Source organism: Paenarthrobacter sp. C1, assembly GCF_049315185.1.
Taxonomy (GTDB): Bacteria; Actinomycetota; Actinomycetes; order Actinomycetales; family Micrococcaceae; genus Arthrobacter; species Arthrobacter nicotinovorans.
This window is the reverse complement of the sequence record NZ_CP186052.1, coordinates 1,747,690-1,766,065: the sequence shown is the minus strand read 5'-3', so window position 1 is coordinate 1,766,065 and position 18,376 is coordinate 1,747,690. Positions and strand designations below refer to the sequence as shown.

The 18,376-nt window shown below is 61.1% G+C and carries 11 protein-coding genes and 3 rRNA genes; 1 reads left to right on the top strand and 13 read right to left on the bottom strand.

From position 1 onward, the window contains the following. Positions 1–42: 42 nt before the first annotated feature. The 9 genes from xerD to ACNAOU_RS08310 all read right to left on the bottom strand — a co-directional run bounded on the left by xerD (position 43) and on the right by ACNAOU_RS08310 (position 9,263). Positions 43–1,002: a site-specific tyrosine recombinase XerD gene (xerD, locus tag ACNAOU_RS08350; RefSeq protein WP_035734166.1), complete on the bottom strand. Its 960-nt coding sequence runs from the start codon at positions 1,000–1,002 to the stop codon at positions 43–45. Positions 1,003–1,004: 2 nt separating this feature from the next. Beyond that, entirely contained in the window at positions 1,005–1,667 is a 663-nt protein-coding gene (locus ACNAOU_RS08345) for an NUDIX domain-containing protein (protein ID WP_422758410.1), read from the bottom strand. A 28-nt stretch (positions 1,668–1,695) separates the two neighbouring features. Beyond that, the gene (locus ACNAOU_RS08340; protein WP_039240685.1) at positions 1,696–3,441 is read right to left on the bottom strand and encodes a CTP synthase; all 1,746 of its coding nucleotides are present in this window, start codon (positions 3,439–3,441) and stop codon (positions 1,696–1,698) included. Between the two features lie 144 nt (positions 3,442–3,585). After that, complete coding sequence (gene recN, locus ACNAOU_RS08335; RefSeq protein ID WP_064723241.1) at positions 3,586–5,325, bottom strand: DNA repair protein RecN; 1,740 nt, start codon at positions 5,323–5,325, stop codon at positions 3,586–3,588. A 3-nt stretch (positions 5,326–5,328) separates the two neighbouring features. Continuing rightward, a complete protein-coding gene (locus tag ACNAOU_RS08330) occupies positions 5,329–6,360 on the bottom strand; it encodes an NAD kinase (protein ID WP_422758409.1) in 1,032 nt (343 codons plus the stop codon). A 13-nt stretch (positions 6,361–6,373) separates the two neighbouring features. Beyond that, positions 6,374–7,186 carry a TlyA family RNA methyltransferase gene (locus ACNAOU_RS08325; protein WP_039240683.1) on the bottom strand — a complete coding sequence of 271 codons (813 nt, stop codon included), beginning with the start codon at positions 7,184–7,186 and terminating at the stop codon, positions 6,374–6,376. 3 nt (positions 7,187–7,189) lie between these two features. Next, a complete protein-coding gene (locus ACNAOU_RS08320) occupies positions 7,190–7,450 on the bottom strand; it encodes a hypothetical protein (protein ID WP_039240682.1) in 261 nt (86 codons plus the stop codon). Positions 7,451–7,459: 9 nt separating this feature from the next. Further along, complete coding sequence (locus ACNAOU_RS08315) at positions 7,460–8,446, bottom strand: HAD-IIA family hydrolase (RefSeq protein WP_354628298.1); 987 nt, start codon at positions 8,444–8,446, stop codon at positions 7,460–7,462. Continuing rightward, entirely contained in the window at positions 8,439–9,263 is an 825-nt protein-coding gene (locus tag ACNAOU_RS08310; RefSeq protein WP_422758408.1) for a hypothetical protein, read from the bottom strand. The genes ACNAOU_RS08315 and ACNAOU_RS08310 overlap by 8 nt, the downstream gene beginning before the upstream one ends. A gap of 54 nt (positions 9,264–9,317) precedes the next feature. Between ACNAOU_RS08310 and ACNAOU_RS08305 the strand changes: the two genes are divergently transcribed. Then, positions 9,318–10,322 (top strand): hypothetical protein, encoded by a 1,005-nt coding sequence (locus tag ACNAOU_RS08305; protein ID WP_422758407.1) that lies wholly within the window; start codon positions 9,318–9,320, stop codon positions 10,320–10,322. Positions 10,323–10,565: 243 nt separating this feature from the next. Here the strand turns inward: ACNAOU_RS08305 and rrf are convergent. The 4 genes from rrf to tyrS all read right to left on the bottom strand — a co-directional run bounded on the left by rrf (position 10,566) and on the right by tyrS (position 18,368). Then, positions 10,566–10,679 (bottom strand): 5S ribosomal RNA (rrf, locus tag ACNAOU_RS08300). 145 nt (positions 10,680–10,824) lie between these two features. Beyond that, positions 10,825–13,964: ribosomal RNA gene (locus ACNAOU_RS08295) — 23S ribosomal RNA — on the bottom strand. A gap of 543 nt (positions 13,965–14,507) precedes the next feature. Then, positions 14,508–16,020 (bottom strand): 16S ribosomal RNA (locus ACNAOU_RS08290). Together the 16S, 23S and 5S rRNA genes form the textbook arrangement of a ribosomal RNA operon. Before the next feature lie 1,037 nt (positions 16,021–17,057). After that, positions 17,058–18,368: a tyrosine--tRNA ligase gene (gene tyrS / locus ACNAOU_RS08285; protein WP_354628175.1), complete on the bottom strand. Its 1,311-nt coding sequence runs from the start codon at positions 18,366–18,368 to the stop codon at positions 17,058–17,060. Between the last annotated feature and the right edge of the window lie 8 nt (positions 18,369–18,376).

Sequence of the window (18,376 nt, the reverse complement as noted above, 5' to 3'; positions counted from 1 at the left end):
TCCAGTAACGGTTTCCAGCCGAGGGTTTCCAGCCGAAGATTACTAGCCGAGCGCCCTGGGGTGGGCCGCTGCGTAAATCTCGCGCAGGGTGTCGGCGGTGACCAGGGTGTACACCTGTGTGGTGGTCACGGAGGCGTGGCCCAGCAGCTCCTGCACCACCCTTACATCAGCGCCACCCTCCAACAGGTGCGTGGCGAACGAGTGCCTCAGCGTGTGCGGCGAGACATCCTTGGTGATGTTCGCCCTCTCGGCCGCCGTTTTCAGAATGGTCCATGCGCTCTGCCGGCTGATCCGGCCTCCCCGGGCATTGAGGAACAGCGCCGGGGTGCCTTTGCCCTTGGAGGCAAGCAAGGGCCGACCCCGGACGACATAAGCTCCGACGGCGCGGGCACCGTATGATCCCAGCGGCACCAACCGTTCCTTGGAACCTTTGCCGAACAACCGTACGATCGCCGGACCGGCTCCAGGGTTTTCCAACGAGACATCGTCCACGTCCAGCCCGACGGCCTCGCTGATGCGGGCTCCGGTGGAGTAGAGGAACTCAAGAAGCGCCCGGTCCCTGAGCCCTGTGGCCGTGTCCGAACCTGCAGCCTCCAGGATCCGCGTCACTTCTCCTACGCTGATGGCTTTCGGAAGCCGTTTGCCCGGCATGGGCGGGTGGACATCGCTGGCGGGGTCCGCCGTCGTAGTCCCTTCCAAGGCCCAAAACTTGTGAAGTCCGCGGACGGCAACCACGGTGCGTGCCGCTGAACGGACGCCCAGAACGGCGCCTCCATCCGAACCGTCGGACAACGCCTGGACGAAAGCTGTCACATGATGGCGTGTGATGTCGCCTGGCCGCTCCACCCCCTGCGCTGCAAGGAAATTGGAGTATCGGGCCAGGTCCCGACGGTAGGCAGCCAAGGTGTTCGCCGCCAGGCCGCGCTCCACGCCAACGTGCTGCAGGTAATCCGTTACCGCACGGTCAATCCCGTTGATGGGTCGGGCAGCGGCTTCGGTCATGCTCAGCGCTGGCTCGGGTGTGCCGGCCACGGCGCATTGGCAGGGCGGAGGCTGGTGAATCCGTCGGCCTTCGCTGCTGCGGCGGCAAGGATGCCCAGCACCGCGGAGGGGTTGTGCAGGCGCCCCTCCAGGACGGCCTTGACCGCTTCTTCCAGCGGGATCCAGTGGAGTTCGATCTCCGCTTCCTCGTCCGTACGGACGTGGCGCTCGGCCTCGGGAACATCCCGCAGCCCGCGCGCCAGGTAGATGCGGACTGCCTCGCTGGAGGAGCCGGGCGAGTTGAAGAAGTCGACCAGGACATTCCACGTCGCCGCCACAAGGTCAGCTTCCTCGGCAAGTTCCCTGGCAGCACCCACCACGAAATCCTCACCCTCCACGTCCAGCAAACCGGCCGGTATCTCCCAGAGGTCCATGCCCACAGGGTGACGGTATTGCTTCAACAGCAGGATTTCCCCGTCGACGTTCATGGGAAGCACCGCTACTGCACCTGGGTGGTCGATGTAGTCGCGGACCAGGGTGTTCGTGCCCTCACTGAGTTGGAACGAGTCACTGACCACGTCCCAGATGCGTCCTTCGTAAACCTTGCTGGTAGACAAAAGACGGCGCGGGCTCGGCATGTCCGAAACCTGCCTTGATGTGCGGGGGGTTTCAGAAATACCGGGCATCGCGCCGTCCTTCGTTAGTGCTTGCTGTTTACTTGGCTGCTACCGTGCGGTCGCCGGTCTTGGTGGCAACGGGGGCTCCTTCACGACGCTCGAGCGCAGCCTTCACCAGACCTGCGAACAGCGGGTGCGGGCGCGTCGGGCGTGAGCTGAGCTCCGGGTGCGCCTGGGTTGCCACGTAGTACGGGTGGACCTCGCGGGGAAGCTCCACGTACTCCACCAGCTTGCCGTCAGGAGACGTACCGGAGAAGACCAGTCCTTCCGCGGCGATCTGGTCACGGTACTTGTTGTTGACCTCGTAGCGGTGGCGGTGGCGTTCGCTGACCGTTGTGGTGCCGTAGGTCTCGGCAATGACCGAGCCCTCGTCCAGCTTGGCTTCGTACAGGCCAAGGCGCATGGTGCCGCCCAGGTCTCCCTTGCCATCGACAATGTCCAGCTGCTCTTCCATGGTGGCGATGACCGGGTACTTGGAATCGGGTTCGAACTCGCTGGAGGAAGCGCCCTCAAGGCCAACCACGTTACGGGCGTACTCGATGACCATGCACTGCAGTCCGAGGCACAGGCCCAGGACCGGAAGCTTGGATTCGCGGGCGAACTTCAAAGCACCCAGCTTGCCTTCAAGCCCACGGATGCCGAAGCCGCCGGGAACACAGATGGCGTCGACGCCGGCCAAGGACTTTGTAGCACCGGCCAGGGTCTCGCACTCATCCGAAGGTACCCAGCGGATCTTGACCTTTGCCTCGTTGGCGAAACCACCGGCGCGGAGGGCTTCGGTCACCGAGAGGTACGCGTCGGGCAGGTCGATGTACTTGCCCACCAAAGCGATCTCGACTTCGTGCTTGGGGTTGTGGACAGCTTCAAGCAGCTTGTCCCACTTGCTCCAGTCGACATCCTTGAACGGCAGGTCCAGCGCGCGGACGATGTAGGAATCCAGGCCCTGGGAGTGCAGGGTCTTGGGGATGTCGTAGATGCTGGGTGCGTCTGCGGCGTTAACCACAGCGTCGATGTCGACGTCGCACATGCGGCCGATCTTCTCGCGCATTGCTTCGGGGACTTCACGGTCCGAACGGATCACGATGGCTTCAGGCTGGATACCGATCGAACGGAGGGCCGCCACGGAGTGCTGCGTCGGCTTGGTCTTCAGTTCCTGGGAGGGGCCGATGTACGGCACCAGGGAAACGTGCAGGAAGAAGACGTTGTTGCGTCCCACATCCTGGCGGACCTGACGGGCCGATTCCAGGAACGGCTGGGATTCGATGTCGCCCACGGTGCCACCGATTTCGGTGATGATGACGTCCGGAGCGTTCTTGCCTTCGGCAGGAAGGCGCATGCGGCGCTTGATTTCATCCGTGATGTGCGGGATGACCTGGACAGTGTCTCCCAGGTATTCGCCGCGGCGTTCCTTGGCGATAACGGTGGAGTAGATCTGGCCGGTTGTGACGTTGGCCGAACCTTCGAGGTTTTCATCGAGGAAGCGCTCGTAGTGTCCGATGTCGAGGTCGGTTTCGGCGCCGTCATCCGTCACGAATACTTCGCCGTGCTGGAAGGGGTTCATCGTGCCCGGATCCACGTTCAAGTAGGGATCGAGCTTCTGCATAGTTACAGACAAACCGCGTGCCCGCAGCAGGTGGCCGAGGCTGGAAGCCGTCAGACCCTTACCGAGCGAGGACGCCACACCACCGGTGACGAAGATGTGTTTGGTCGTCTTGGACGAGCCCGGGAACCGGGAATTTACACGGGAATTTGATCGCTGCACCACGGAATTCGAGCTTATCATCAATTACGCCTTCCAAGCGTCCTGTTCGGATTCCCCAAATGGTCAATGGTTGCCCAGGACCGCGTTCCAATCAAGAGCCGGGCGGCCAAAAGCCTCTTGATGTGATGGTGCTCGCATCGCGTTTCGCACCGCACCGCTGCGGCATCAGGCACTCTGAGGCAGGAGCTTCGCATCATCCAGCAATTCCTGGGCGTGGGCCTGAGCGGATTCGGAATCTTCCTGGCCTGCCAGCATGCGCGCCAGCTCCTTGACGCGTTCGTCGTCGCTGAGGAGCTGAACGTCGCTGGAAGTGAAGCCGGTGGCCGTCTTGCCGTCCGAACCCCGCACCGAGGTCTTGGTGACACGGATGTGCTGGTCGGCGAAAGCTGCCACTTGCGGCAGATGGGTGACCACCAGCACTTGGACGTGCCGTGCCAGCATGGCGAGCCGACGGCCGATTTCGACGGCGGCGCGGCCGCCCACGCCTGCGTCCACCTCATCGAAGACGAAGGTCGGGACAGGGTCCACGGCGGCCAGGACAACCTCGATCGCCAACATGACCCGGGACAGTTCACCTCCGGAGGCTCCTTTGCCCAGCGGACGGGCAGGAGCCCCCGAGTGCGGCTGCAGGAGGAAAGCGATCTCGTCGGTTCCCCAAGGGCCCAGTGAATCGGTGCTGTCCACTTCGATCACCAGGGTTGCATCGGCCATGGCCAGTGCCTTGAGCTCCGCACTCACGCGTCCGGACAGGTCCTTGGCGGCCTTGGCACGTGCCTTGCTGATAGCCGCCGCCTGCTTGCGGAGCGCCACCTCAGTGGAGGCCACCTCGGCGTCGAGGGATTCGATACGGCTGGAGTCATCCTGAAGCTCGTCCAGGCGGGTCCGGGCTGCGGCGGCCCACTCAAGTACCTCGTCAATGCTGGGCGCATACTTGCGGATCAGCTTGGCGAGGGCCGCGCGGCGGTCCTCGATTTCGGAAAGGCGTTCAGGGCCTTCCGTATCAAGCGCTGCCTGGTAGCTGGAAAGCTCCGCTGCAATGTCGTTGAGAAGGAAGCCCACCTCGGCCAGCCGTGCAGCAGCGGAGCGCAGCTCTTCATCGTGCTCGGCAACATGCTCCAGCGTCCGCTTCGCCGCATCCACCATGGTGGTGGCATCTCCAGACTCACCGAATTCCTCGGCAATGAGCGACTCGTGGGCCGCTGCTGCAGCAAGCCTTAGTTCTTCGACGTTGGCCAGCTTCACGGCTTCGGCTTTGAGGGTCTCGTCCTCGCCCGGCTGCGGATCCACCTCGTCGATCTCCTTGAGGGCCGCGTCCAGGGATTCGGCCTCGCGCAAGCGTTCGCGGGCTTCCCTCCGCAAAGTCTCCAGCTCCGACTGGATCGCTTTCCAGTGGTTGTACTTCTCCTGGTACTCCCCCAGGATTTTGGCCAGGGGCGCTCCGGCAAAGCGGTCCAAAGCGTGACGCTGTGCCGTCGCGCTCTTCAACCGGATCTGGTCCGATTGGCCGTGGACCACCACCAGGCTCTCTCCCAGTTCGGCCAGCACCCCTACCGGTGCCGCGCGCCCGCCAACGTACGCACGGCTGCGTCCATCCGCGCCCACGGTGCGGGCCAGCAGGAGTTCAGCCACGCCGTCGAACTCCTCGGCGTCTCCCCCCGCGTCCTTGGCCCGCTGCACAGCACTGTGCGCGGGATCAAGCTTCAACACGGCCTCAGCCGACGCGGACTTGGCGCCACTCCGGACGGCCCCGGCATCCGATCGGGCACCGAGAAGGAGCCCGACGGCGGTCACCACCATGGTCTTGCCGGCACCGGTCTCGCCGGTGACGACGCTGAGGCCAGGGCCCAGCGGCAGGGCAGCGTCAGTGATGACGCCCAGGTCACGGATTCGGAGTTCTTCAAGCATGGTTCACTTCGCATTCGTGGGGTCGGAAGGTTCACCGTCCTGGGGACTGTCAACATCCCGCGGACTGGGCAAGGGAGCCGGCGACAAGGTCCGGATCACAGGGATGGGACCTGTGTGGACTTCGCCGCTCCGGGGGGCCGGACCACGCCAGCCATGGATCGGAAGCTCGAACTTACGCACGAGCCTGGCCGAGAACGGCGTCTTGTGGGTCCGGGCAAGCCGCACCGGAGTAGCTGATCGGGTTACCTCCACCCGGGCACCGGGCGGCAGATCCACTGAGCGCCGCCCATCGCACCAGAGAACACCCAGGGCATCCGTGCGGTTCATGATTTCAACAGCCAATTTGGAGCGCGGAGAGACCACCAGGGGCTTGGCGAAGAGTGCGTGTGCGCTGATGGGGACAATCACGAGCGCTTCAACTTCCGGCCACACCACGGGTCCGCCCGACGAGAAAGCGTAGGCAGTGGACCCGGTGGGGGTAGCCATCACCACGCCATCACAGCCGAAGGAGGTCAGGGGACGCTCGTCCACTTCCGTCACCACCTCCAGCATCCGCTCCCGGTTGGCTTTCTCGATGGCTGCCTCGTTCAAAGCCCACGTGTGCCAGATCTTTTGACCCTTGATCCACACCTGGACATCGATGGTCATGCGCTCTTCCACCGTGTATTGGCGGCTCGCGATCCACTCCACCGTCTGGGCGAGGTCAGCCCGTTCGCTTTCGGCCAGGAAACCCACATGCCCAAGGTTCACCCCAAGCAGAGGGACGTCGACCTCGCGGACCAGCTCAGCGGCGCGCAGGATAGTGCCATCGCCACCCAGGACCATGACAAGTTCCACGTCCTCCAATCTGACGTGGTCGTTCAAAATCTCAATCGGGGTGTCCAAAGCACCGAAAAACCGCTCGATGTCTGCAAGTTCGGATTTCTGCAGCACAGGAACCAAACCTGACGAGTGCAATTGCGTACAGGCATCCCATGCAGCGCGGAGCGATTCCTCCCGCCCAGTGTGGGCAAGGACAAGTACACGCCTGCTCATCGGGTTCTGCTTTCTAGTGGTTTGGCCAGAGGTTCTTCAACAAGGCAGCTACGTGCTGGTCCCGCTCTTCGATCTTAGGCAACGCAGCCGACATCCGGCGCGTCATCCACAGGAAGTATTCAACATTTCCGTCCTGGCCCGGCAACGGACTGGCCGCAAGGCCCCGTAGATCCAACCCCGAATCAACCGCAGCCCGGGCAACCTGGGCAACAGCCCGGCGTCGTTCATTGTCGGAAGAAACAACGCCGGTCCGGCTCAGCCGCTCCTTGCCGACTTCGAACTGGGGCTTGACCATGAGGACCAGGTCACCGCCTGGATCAGTGCAGTACGCCAGGGGTGCCACCACCAGCGTCAGCGAGATGAAGGACAGGTCCGCGACAGTCAGCGCGGCCGTGCCGCCGATCTGCTCCGGGGTCATATACCGGACGTTGAGGCCCTCATGGACGTCCACGCGCGGATCGTCCCGAAGGTGCGGCACCAGTTGTCCGTGCCCGACGTCGACCGCCACAACCTGCGCTGCACCTTGCCGGAGCAGCACGTCGGTGAAACCACCGGTGGAGGCACCGGCGTCGAGACACCGCTTCCCTGCCACCGCGACGGCGGGAAAGGCCTCCAGCGCGCCGGCCAGTTTGTGACCGGCACGGCTGGCGTAGATGTCTTCGAGATGGGCCTCGACGGAAAGCTCCGTCTCAGCATCGACCTGAAGGGCTGCCTTGGCGAGGACGCTGCCGGAGGAGCTGACCTTGCCATCGCTGATGAGCTTGGCCGCATGGGTACGGGACCTCGCCAGCCCGCGGGTGACAAGTTCCTGATCGAGTCGTGCCATGCGTTAGCTGTCGCCTTCCGGGGTGATGGGCCTCGGCGCGGCAGGGAGTCCAGGTTCCGCATCCAACGCCGCCAAGAGGGAGTCGTGAATTCCGGCGTACAGTTCACCGTGCTCCGCTATGGGTGCTTCCCGGACTCCTTCGAGCAAGCCGAGGGCCCTGTCGACGAGTGCGTCGCCGGTGGTCTCGGAGTCGTCAGGCCACTGGATGTCGCGGGTTTCGGGCTCGGGCGTCCCGGGCTCGGGTGAACTGTTCGGCACGGTCATCGCACCAGTCTAGTTAGTTCGCCATTCCAGCTGCGGCGCCTGCGCTGTCGACGCGTACGGGACAGCTGCCCACCATGCCGCGCACGCGGCGCGCCATGCGTCGAGATCGCCCTCTTCGCCGGTCACCGTCACCGTGCCGCCATCAGCAACCGCCGACGCCGACCCGCAACGGAACGAGCCGCCGTCGTCGATAATTCCGGGATACGGAGCGTAGAGGTCCTCGAGGTTCGCCAGCAGGTAGTCGGGACGCTCATCGGTCCTTGCAGCCAGGATGGTGTGCTTGGTGTCAACACCGGTGAGGACGGCCGCCGTCGCATATCCTGCACGGTTCCCGCCCAGGATGTCAGTGTCCAGACGGTCGCCCACCACCAGTGGCCGGTCCGCCTTGAGTCGCTTGGCTGCCGCATGGAACAACGGCGCTTCCGGCTTCCCCGCCACCAACGGGGACTTCCCTGTGGCAGCAGCGACGGCGGCAACGAGGGTTCCGTTGCCCGGCGCCATGCCGCGTGCCTGAGGAATGGACATGTCCGTGTTGGTGGCCAACCACATGGCTCCCCCGGCCACCACGTACGACGCCTCGGCCAGATCCTTCCAGCCGATGTCCGGGTTGAACCCCTGGACGACAGCAACCGGAGACTCAGCGGCACTGTGCACCGGTTTGAGTCCCACCAATTCGATCTCATGGGCCAACGCCGCACTGCCTGTGATGAGGACATGCGCCCCCGCGGGAAGCAGGGAAGCCAGGAGCTCCCCGGCTGCCTGCGAGGAACTGACTACCTGATGGTCCTCAGCCGGCGCACCGAGCTCACGCAGATGCGCGGCGACCTGGGCGGGGGTCCTGGATGCGTTGTTGGTGACATAACCCAGACCAACCCCGACGGACGCCAGCCGCTGCAGCGCTTCGATGGCGCCCGGAATGGCGTGCGGTCCAGCGTAGACCACGCCATCCAGGTCCGACAGGACAGCATCAAACCTCGAGATCAGTGAATCAGCCATGCTGGGAGTCGGTACCCTCGTTGTCTGCTTCCTTGTGCTCTTCCTCGTCCTCGACGGAATCAACGTCCGACTCGGCGTCATCCGACTCGAAGTAATCCGACTCAGCGTCATCAAGTTCAACCTCGTCGGGCTCAACATCAGCCGCTGCGGCTTCCACGATGACCGTTTCGGTTTGTGCTGTCGCGGCTTCTGCCGTTGCGACGTCGGCCTCCGGGGCCGGCGTCTTGAAGCGCGGCCTGCGTTCGGCTTCTTCTTCCTGCTCATCCCAGCCGAGGTCAAGAATCTCAGGCTCAGCGAAATCGCCAACGCCCAAAGCATTCTCGGCCACGAGGGCCTGACGGGCCCACTTGTCGGCTTCCTCAGTACGGCCAACAGCGCTCAGTGCCTCAGCGTAAGCACGGAAGAGACGGGGGCTGTAGGAGAACGCCCGGTTGATGTCCAACTGCGGGATCTCAAGCTCGCTGACAGCAGCGTCCAATTGATTCAGGTCCGTACGTGCACCGGACGCCACAATCGCCAGCTCCACCTTGCCCGGAGCGTCAAGATCCTGGGCTTCGGGCGAACGGACCATATCCAATGCACGGTCCGGGCGGCCGAGGCCACGTTCGCAGTCGGCCATTACGGGCAGGTGTACGTTCGATCCGCTGATACGGCGGTAGGTACGGAATTCACGCAGTGCCTCGCCATAGTGGCCGGCAGCGTAAGCCGTCAGACCCACAGCTTCACGGACAGCCGAGAGACGGCCACCGCGGCGGCTTGCAGCCAGGGCGTGCTGGAACGCAAGCTCCGGTTCAATGTCGATCAGGCGCCCGGCCATGACCAGGTGCTTTGCAACCCAGCCTGCGCTCTGCTCTTCAAGGGTCTTGATCTGGTGACCCGTGGCACGGTCGAGTTCCTTGCCCGTGACGTCGTCATCGATCTCGGGGGAACGTTCGCGGTCAGGACGGTTTGCGCTGCGGATGTCCTTGGCGTTGGGGACCCGTGCAGGACGCTCTTCCCAGGAATTGCCGCGGTCACTGCCGAAGGAGCGACGCTCACCATCACGGGCCGGACGGTCACCGCGGGCGGGGCGGTCACCACGGTCGGGGCGGTCGCCGAAAGGCTTGCGGTCACCGAAGGGCTTGCGATCGCGGTCGCCACCGAAGGAACGACGCTCACCATCACGGGCCGGACGGTCACCGAAAGGCTTGCGATCTCCACGATCGTTGTTGAAGGGACGGCGGTCATCGCCATCACGACGAGGACCGTCAAAGTTCCTCGGGCCGCGCTCGGGGCGGTCACCAAAAGGCTTGCGATCGCGGTCGCCACCGAAGGAACGACGCTCACCATCACGGGCCGGACGGTCACCGAAAGGCTTGCGGTCACGGTCGCCACCGAAGGAACGACGCTCACCATCACGGGCCGGACGGTCACCACGATCACCAAACGGCTTTCGATCACGATCCCCACCGAAGGAACGACGCTCACCATCACGGGCCGGACGGTCACCGAACGGACGACGTTCGCCGTCACGGGCCGGACGGTCACCACGATCGTTGTTGAAAGGACGACGCTCACCATCACGAGCCGGACGGTCACCACGATCGTTGTTGAAAGGACGACGCTCACCATCACGAGCCGGACGGTCACCACGATCGTTGTTGAAAGGACGACGCTCACCATCACGAGCCGGACGATCGTTGCTGTCCCGGTTTTCCCTGGAACGGAATCCGCGAGGATCTCCGCCGGAATTGTTGTTGGGGCGGTACGAACCGCGGTCGTCCCGGTTCCCGCCGAAGTTTCCGCGATTGCCGCCGCGATTGCCGCCGTTGTGCTCAGCCATGGTGGATTCCTCCTGTTGCGAGCCGACCACTGGCGCGTGCGTAGTCGCTCATAACCCTTATTTCGTTGTCACGCCGCCGGCAGCCCGAAGCTCCCGACTCGTATATCTCATTCAATTCTATTCGACCCCGCCATCAGTCCCGAACGTGGAACCCCGATTTGGGGCACCCGTGGCAAGTCTCACAAGCACGAAGGCCCACAGGAACTGCCACGAGTGGGCAGGGCCGGTGCTTGTGTGGGGGTTGTGTGTGTTAAATGGAAGAGCCCCAACCGTGGTTGGGGCTCTTCGTTAATGGTTGTCCGGCGGTGTCCTACTCTCCCACCCTCCCGGGTGCAGTACCATCGGCGCTGTGGGTCTTAGCTTCCGGGTTCGGAATGGGACCGGGCGTTTCCCCACGCTATGACCGCCGTAACTCTGTTACCCGTCCCAACCCCGCGTTGGTGTGGGGGTGGGTGGGAAGCTTGTGGTTACAACTGTGGTGTTATGTAGTTGTTGTTGGTTCCTGGAACGGTTGTTGTTCGGGAACCACATAGTGGACGCGTGCAGTGTTTTGTGTGTGGTGTAAGTTGTTGGCCTATTAGTACCGGTCAGCTTCACGAGTCTTTAGTCCTCGCTTCCACATCCGGCCTATCAACCCAGTGGTCTGGCTGGGGGCCTCTCACACATAATGTGTATGGAAATCTCATCTTGAAGCGAGCTTCCCGCTTAGATGCTTTCAGCGGTTATCCCATCCGAACGTAGCTAATCAGCGATGCACTTGGCAGTACAACTGACACACCAGAGGTTCGTCCGTCCCGGTCCTCTCGTACTAAGGACAGCCCTTCTCAAATTTCCTGCGCGCGCAGCGGATAGGGACCGAACTGTCTCACGACGTTCTAAACCCAGCTCGCGTACCGCTTTAATGGGCGAACAGCCCAACCCTTGGGACCTACTCCAGCCCCAGGATGCGACGAGCCGACATCGAGGTGCCAAACCATGCCGTCGATATGGACTCTTGGGCAAGATCAGCCTGTTATCCCCGAGGTACCTTTTATCCGTTGAGCGACGGCCATTCCACAATGTACCGCCGGATCACTAGTCCCGACTTTCGTCCCTGCTCGAGATGTCTCTCTCACAGTCAAGCTCCCTTGTGCACTTACACTCGACACCTGATTGCCAACCAGGCTGAGGGAACCTTTGGGCGCCTCCGTTACTTTTTAGGAGGCAACCGCCCCAGTTAAACTACCCATCAGGCACTGTCCCTGACCCGGATCACGGGCCGAAGTTAGATGTCCAAAGTGACCAGAGTGGTATTTCAACGATGACTCCACCCGAACTGGCGTCCGGGTTTCAACGTCTCCCACCTATCCTACACAAGCCACTCCGAACACCAATACCAAACTATAGTAAAGGTCTCGGGGTCTTTCCGTCCTGCTGCGCGTAACGAGCATCTTTACTCGTACTGCAATTTCGCCGAGTTTATGGTTGAGACAGCGGGGAAGTCGTTACTCCATTCGTGCAGGTCGGAACTTACCCGACAAGGAATTTCGCTACCTTAGGATGGTTATAGTTACCACCGCCGTTTACTGGGGTTTAAATTCTCAGCTTCGCCACAAGTGGCTAACCGGTCCTCTTAACCTTCCAGCACCGGGCAGGAGTCAGTCCGTATACATCGTCTTGCGACTTCGCACGGACCTGTGTTTTTAGTAAACAGTCGCTTCCCCCTGGTCTCTGCGGCCCACACCCGCTCACGGAGAGCAAGTCTCCATCACGGGGCAGGCCCCCTTCTCCCGAAGTTACGGGGGCATTTTGCCGAGTTCCTTAACCATAATTCTCTCGATCGCCTTGGTATTCTCTACCTGATCACCTGTGTCGGTTTGGGGTACGGGCGGCTAAAACCTCGCGTCGATGCTTTTCTTGGCAGCATAGGATCACCGGATCCCCCCTTACGGGAGTCCCATCAGATCTCAGGAACGTGCTCGAAGCACACAGGAACGGATTTGCCTATCCCTGACCCTACATCCTTAGACCGGGGCAACCATCGCCCGGCCCGGCTACCTTCCTGCGTCACACCTGTTAATACGCTTACCTCCCGGGATCAGGTCCCGCGCTCGGCCAAAACCCACAACACCACAAGGGTGAGCGGGCAGGCTCCGGGCGGTTAGTATCCCCGCTTGGCATGGGCGGTTTTTCGCCGGTACGGGAATATCAACCCGTTGTCCATCGACTACGCCTGTCGGCCTCGCCTTAGGTCCCGACTTACCCAGGGCAGATTAGCTTGACCCTGGAACCCTTGATCATTCGGCGGACGGGTTTCTCACCCGTCTTTCGCTACTCATGCCTGCATTCTCACTCGTGTAGGCTCCACCGCTGGTTTCCACCGCGACTTCACTGCCCACACGACGCTCCCCTACCACTCCACACCCCTGAACCACGAAGGCTAGGGTACTGTGTGAAATCCACAACTTCGGCGGTGTACTTGAGCCCCGCTACATTGTCGGCGCGGAATCACTTGACCAGTGAGCTATTACGCACTCTTTCAAGGATGGCTGCTTCTAAGCCAACCTCCTGGTTGTCTTCGCAACTCCACATCCTTTCCCACTTAGCACACGCTTAGGGGCCTTAGTTGGTGGTCTGGGCTGTTTCCCTCTCGACTATGAAGCTTATCCCCCACAGTCTCACTGCTGCGCTCTGACTTACCGGCATTCGGAGTTTGGCTGACGTCAGTAACCTTGTAGGGCCCATCGGCCATCCAGTAGCTCTACCTCCGGCAAGAAACACGCAACGCTGCACCTAAATGCATTTCGGGGAGAACCAGCTATCACGGAGTTTGATTGGCCTTTCACCCCTACCCACAGCTCATCCCCTCCATTTTCAACTGAAGTGGGTTCGGTCCTCCACGACGTCTTACCGTCGCTTCAACCTGGCCATGGGTAGATCACTCCGCTTCGGGTCTAGATCACGCCACTACACTCGCCCTATTCAGACTCGCTTTCGCTACGGCTACCCCACACGGGTTAACCTCGCGACGTAACACTAACTCGCAGGCTCATTCTTCAAAAGGCACGCCGTCACAGTAACAAGACTGCTCCGACGGATTGTAAGCACACGGTTTCAGGTACTGTTTCACTCCCCTCCCGGGGTACTTTTCACCTTTCCCTCACGGTACTGGTCCGCTATCGGTCATTAGGAAGTATTTAGGCTTATCAGGTGGTCCTGACAGATTCGCACGGGATTTCTCGGGCCCCGTGCTACTTGGGATACTCTCCAGGCGGCACACAACATTACGGTTACGGGGCTCACACCCTCTCTGGCCGGCCTTTCAAGACCGTTCACCTATGCACGCACTCTCACCTCACTGGCCCGGCAGAACCAGAACGGAAAGTCCCACAACCCCGCCCATGCAACGCCCGCCGGCTATCACACATGGAAACGGTTTAGCCTGATCCGCGTTCGCTCGCCACTACTAACGGAATCACTCTTGTTTTCTCTTCCTGCGGGTACTGAGATGTTTCACTTCCCCGCGTTCCCCCACGCACCCTATGTGTTCAGATGCGGGTCACACAATCACCATGACAGCGTTGTGCGGGGTTTCCCCATTCGGACATCCTGGGATCAACGCTCGGTTATCAACTCCCCAGGCTTATCGCAGATTCCTACGTCCTTCTTCGGCTCCTAATGCCAAGGCATCCACCGTGTGCCCTTAAAAACTTGACCACACAAACATGATCAAAAACTTACTCGAGAGAACCACGAGCCACTACGGCCCAAGGTTCATTCATAAGAAATTGCTGTATGGAACACACACACCAAAGCGTGTATGTCCCAGATGCTCGCGTCCACTATGTAGTTCTCAAACAACAACCCCATCAACCAACCCCCAACCCGCCACAACCCACACACGCAGGCCGCAACACAAAGACCGGAGGAACCGGCTGCAGGAACAAAAGAAACACCAGAAGTGCCCCCTGCATTGCTGCAAAAAGGTCCTGTTGCCTCAGGACCCAACAGTGCGCCAAACACAACCCCCACCAGCAACACCCCGGACACGTTCCCAACAACCCACACCCCCACACAAAGCAGGAGCACGAACCGCCGTACTAGCACCAGGACACAACCACGAAAGCCATGCCAAAAAAATGATTCGTTGATATTCCACCCATGAGCACCCACCGCAGAACAAACGCCTGCGCAATGGGCAACACTGACAACAACCAGACACCCCATGCAGGGCACCAATCATTGCAAGCAGCTCCTTAGAAAGGAGGTGATCCAGCCGCACCTTCCGGTACGGCTACCTTGTTACGACTTAGTCCCAATCGCCGGTCCCACCTTCGACGGCTCCCCCACACAAGGGTTAGGCCACCGGCTTCGGGTGTTACCAACTTTCGTGACTTGACGGGCGGTGTGTACAAGGCCCGGGAACGTATTCACCGCAGCGTTGCTGATCTGCGATTACTAGCGACTCCGACTTCATGGGGTCGAGTTGCAGACCCCAATCCGAACTGAGACCGGCTTTTTGGGATTAGCTCCACCTCACAGTATCGCAACCCTTTGTACCGGCCATTGTAGCATGCGTGAAGCCCAAGACATAAGGGGCATGATGATTTGACGTCGTCCCCACCTTCCTCCGAGTTGACCCCGGCAGTCTCCTATGAGTCCCCGGCCGAACCGCTGGCAACATAGAACGAGGGTTGCGCTCGTTGCGGGACTTAACCAACATCTCACGACACGAGCTGACGACAACCATGCACCACCTGTAAACCGACCGCAAGCGGGGCACCTGTTTCCAGGTCTTTCCGGTTCATGTCAAGCCTTGGTAAGGTTCTTCGCGTTGCATCGAATTAATCCGCATGCTCCGCCGCTTGTGCGGGCCCCCGTCAATTCCTTTGAGTTTTAGCCTTGCGGCCGTACTCCCCAGGCGGGGCACTTAATGCGTTAGCTACGGCGCGGAAAACGTGGAATGTCCCCCACACCTAGTGCCCAACGTTTACGGCATGGACTACCAGGGTATCTAATCCTGTTCGCTCCCCATGCTTTCGCTCCTCAGCGTCAGTTACAGCCCAGAGACCTGCCTTCGCCATCGGTGTTCCTCCTGATATCTGCGCATTTCACCGCTACACCAGGAATTCCAGTCTCCCCTACTGCACTCTAGTCTGCCCGTACCCACTGCAGAACCGGAGTTGAGCCCCGGTCTTTCACAGCAGACGCGACAAACCGCCTACGAGCTCTTTACGCCCAATAATTCCGGATAACGCTTGCGCCCTACGTATTACCGCGGCTGCTGGCACGTAGTTAGCCGGCGCTTCTTCTGCAGGTACCGTCACTTACGCTTCTTCCCTACTGAAAGAGGTTTGCCGAAGGCCGTCATCCCTCACGCGGCGTCGCTGCATCAGGCTTGCGCCCATTGTGCAATATTCCCCACTGCTGCCTCCCGTAGGAGTCTGGGCCGTGTCTCAGTCCCAGTGTGGCCGGTCACCCTCTCAGGCCGGCTACCCGTCGTCGCCTTGGTAGGCCATTACCCCACCAACAAGCTGATAGGCCGCGAGTCCATCCAAAACCACAAAGCTTTCCACCCCCACCATGCGATGAGGAGTCATATCCGGTATTAGACCCAGTTTCCCAGGCTTATCCCAGAGTCAAGGGCAGGTTACTCACGTGTTACTCACCCGTTCGCCACTAATCCCCCAGCAAGCTGGGATCATCGTTCGACTTGCATGTGTTAAGCACGCCGCCAGCGTTCATCCTGAGCCAGGATCAAACTCTCCGTTGAAAACAAAATCAAACAGACACAACCACACCCACCGGAAATAACGGCAAACACGGCTGCACAAAATTCGAAACCAGCTGAAAACCAGACCACCACACGGGGGTGCGCAGCAACCTGGCAAAATTTCAACCAATCAATAAAACAATCGGTATCAACAAACTTGGCACACTATTGAGTTCTCAAACAACAGACACTACCGGCACCACCCACACCCCACAGGGTCCAGGATCGCTCCGGAGCAACTTTCCAAACTTACCCGAGCCGGCCGCACAAAGCAAACCAAACCCCGGGCCTCCCCACCCACCAGAAGCACACAAAAGCACAACCGGAACCGGTGATTTGAAAGGGAGTCGGTCGCTATCTTTCCGCATCAGCGGCGGCGACTCGAATAACTTTACACGCGCCCCACCCCCACACCAAATCCACCCCAACACCACCCAAAAACCCCGCAAACACAACCCAAACAACCCCACCAACCCAACAAACCACCCCCAAACCCACCAAAACAACCACCGTGAACCCCATCACAACCCACCCACACCCCCGACACCCACACACCCAACCCAACAACCGCCGTCGAACCCCATCCCAGCGGAACGCGACCAAGCGACCGGCCCAAACCCTAGGGATGTGAGCAAGCGTCACAACCAAACCCGAGGGAAGTGAGCAAGCGTCACAACCAAACCCGAGGGAAGTGAGCAAGCGTCACAACCAAACCCGAGGGAAGTGAGCAAGCGTCACGCTCAAACCCTAGGGATGTGAGCGAGCGTCGGAAAGAGGGGGCGGTTATCCGGCAGCGCGCGTCCAAGGGAGGAACGACCGAGCGCGCAGAGGATGACCGCCCCCTCCGCGCCGGCCACCCCTTCGCGACAGCCACGTCTCGGCGACAGGCACGTCTCCGCGACAGCCACCCCTCCCCGACAGCCGCCTCTCCGCGACAAGCCCACCGGCCTGAGGAGCTTATCAACCCGCGCTTAGACACAAAAGGGCCGGCAACCATAACGGTCGCCGGCCCTTTCAGAGCTGGGTTGCCAAGGAACCTAGGCCGAGACCTCGATCGTGGCCAGGTTCTTCTTGCCCCGGCGGAGCAGCAAGTAACGGCCGTGAAGGAGTTCGTCCTGGGCAATGACGGCGTCGGGATCGGACACCTTGGTGTTGTTCACGTACGCACCACCTTCGCCAACTGTCCGTCGGGCAGCCGACTTGCTCTCGGAAAGTCCGGACGCAACCAGGAGATCGATGATGCCGAGCCCGTCAGCGTTGATCGTCGCCGAAGGAAGTTCCGCAGTGGCCGCCTCCAGGGTGCGCTCGTCCAGAACCGTGAGGTCGCCGTTCCCGAAAAGGGCAGCGGAGGCAGCGATGACCTTCTCCGTGGCGTCGACTCCGTGGACCAACGACGTCACTTCGTAGGCAAGCTTCTTCTGGCCTTCGCGGGCAAACGGACGTTCCGCCACGGCCTCGCCCAACGCTTCGATCTCGGCACGCGAGAGGAAGGTGAACACCTTAAGGCGATCCACGACGTCAGCGTCCGCCGTGTTCAGCCAGAACTGGTAGAAGGTGTACGGGCTGCACATGTCCGGGTCAAGCCAGACAGCATTGCCTTCGCTCTTGCCGAACTTGGTGCCGTCGGAGTTGGTGATCAACGGCGTACCCAGGGCGTGCACGCTCTTGCCCTCCACCTTGCGGATGAGCTCGGTTCCGCTGGTGAGGTTGCCCCACTGGTCCGAACCGCCGGTCTGCAGGACGCAGTTGTAGTCGCGGAAGAGCTGGAGGTAGTCCATGCCCTGCAGGATCTGGTAGCTGAACTCGGTGTAGCTGATGCCCTCGTCGGAATTCAGGCGCGAGGCAACAGCGTCCTTGCGGAGCATGGTGCCCACGCGGAAGTGCTTGCCGATTTCCCGGAGGAAGTCGATGGCACTCAGGGGCGCAGTCCAGTCAAGGTTGTTGACCATGCGGGCAGCGTTGTCACCCTCAAAGCTGAGGAAGCGGCGAACCTGGCCCTGCAGGTAACCCACCCACTCGGCCACGGTGTCCTTGGTGTTCAAGGTGCGCTCCGCCGTCGGACGCGGGTCGCCGATCAGGCCGGTGGAACCGCCCACCAAACCGAGGGGTTTGTGGCCGGCCAACTGCAGGCGACGCATCAGCAGCAACTGCACGAGGTTGCCCAAGTGCAGTGACGGCGCCGTGGGATCGAAGCCACAGTAATACGTGATCGGGTCCCCGGCGAGCAGTTTTTCCAGTTCCGTTTCATCAGTGGAAACGTGGACCAGGCCGCGCCAAGTAAGTTCCTGCCAGATGTTGGCAAAGGCGGGATCGTTGTGCTGGGACTCGAGGTTGTTTACGTGTGACACGAGATCTA

Excerpts from the sequence above, each read along its gene's own strand:
- xerD (WP_035734166.1), bottom strand. The coding sequence starts at position 1,002 with ATGACCGAAGCCGCTGCCCGACCCATCAACGGGATTGACCGTGCGGTA.
- ACNAOU_RS08345 (WP_422758410.1), bottom strand. The coding sequence starts at position 1,667 with ATGCCCGGTATTTCTGAAACCCCCCGCACATCAAGGCAGGTTTCGGAC.
- ACNAOU_RS08340 (WP_039240685.1), bottom strand. The coding sequence starts at position 3,441 with ATGATAAGCTCGAATTCCGTGGTGCAGCGATCAAATTCCCGTGTAAAT.
- recN (WP_064723241.1), bottom strand. The coding sequence starts at position 5,325 with ATGCTTGAAGAACTCCGAATCCGTGACCTGGGCGTCATCACTGACGCT.
- ACNAOU_RS08330 (WP_422758409.1), bottom strand. The coding sequence starts at position 6,360 with ATGAGCAGGCGTGTACTTGTCCTTGCCCACACTGGGCGGGAGGAATCG.
- ACNAOU_RS08325 (WP_039240683.1), bottom strand. The coding sequence starts at position 7,186 with ATGGCACGACTCGATCAGGAACTTGTCACCCGCGGGCTGGCGAGGTCC.
- ACNAOU_RS08320 (WP_039240682.1), bottom strand. The coding sequence starts at position 7,450 with ATGACCGTGCCGAACAGTTCACCCGAGCCCGGGACGCCCGAGCCCGAA.
- ACNAOU_RS08315 (WP_354628298.1), bottom strand. The coding sequence starts at position 8,446 with ATGGCTGATTCACTGATCTCGAGGTTTGATGCTGTCCTGTCGGACCTG.
- ACNAOU_RS08310 (WP_422758408.1), bottom strand. The coding sequence starts at position 9,263 with ATGGCCGGGCGCCTGATCGACATTGAACCGGAGCTTGCGTTCCAGCAC.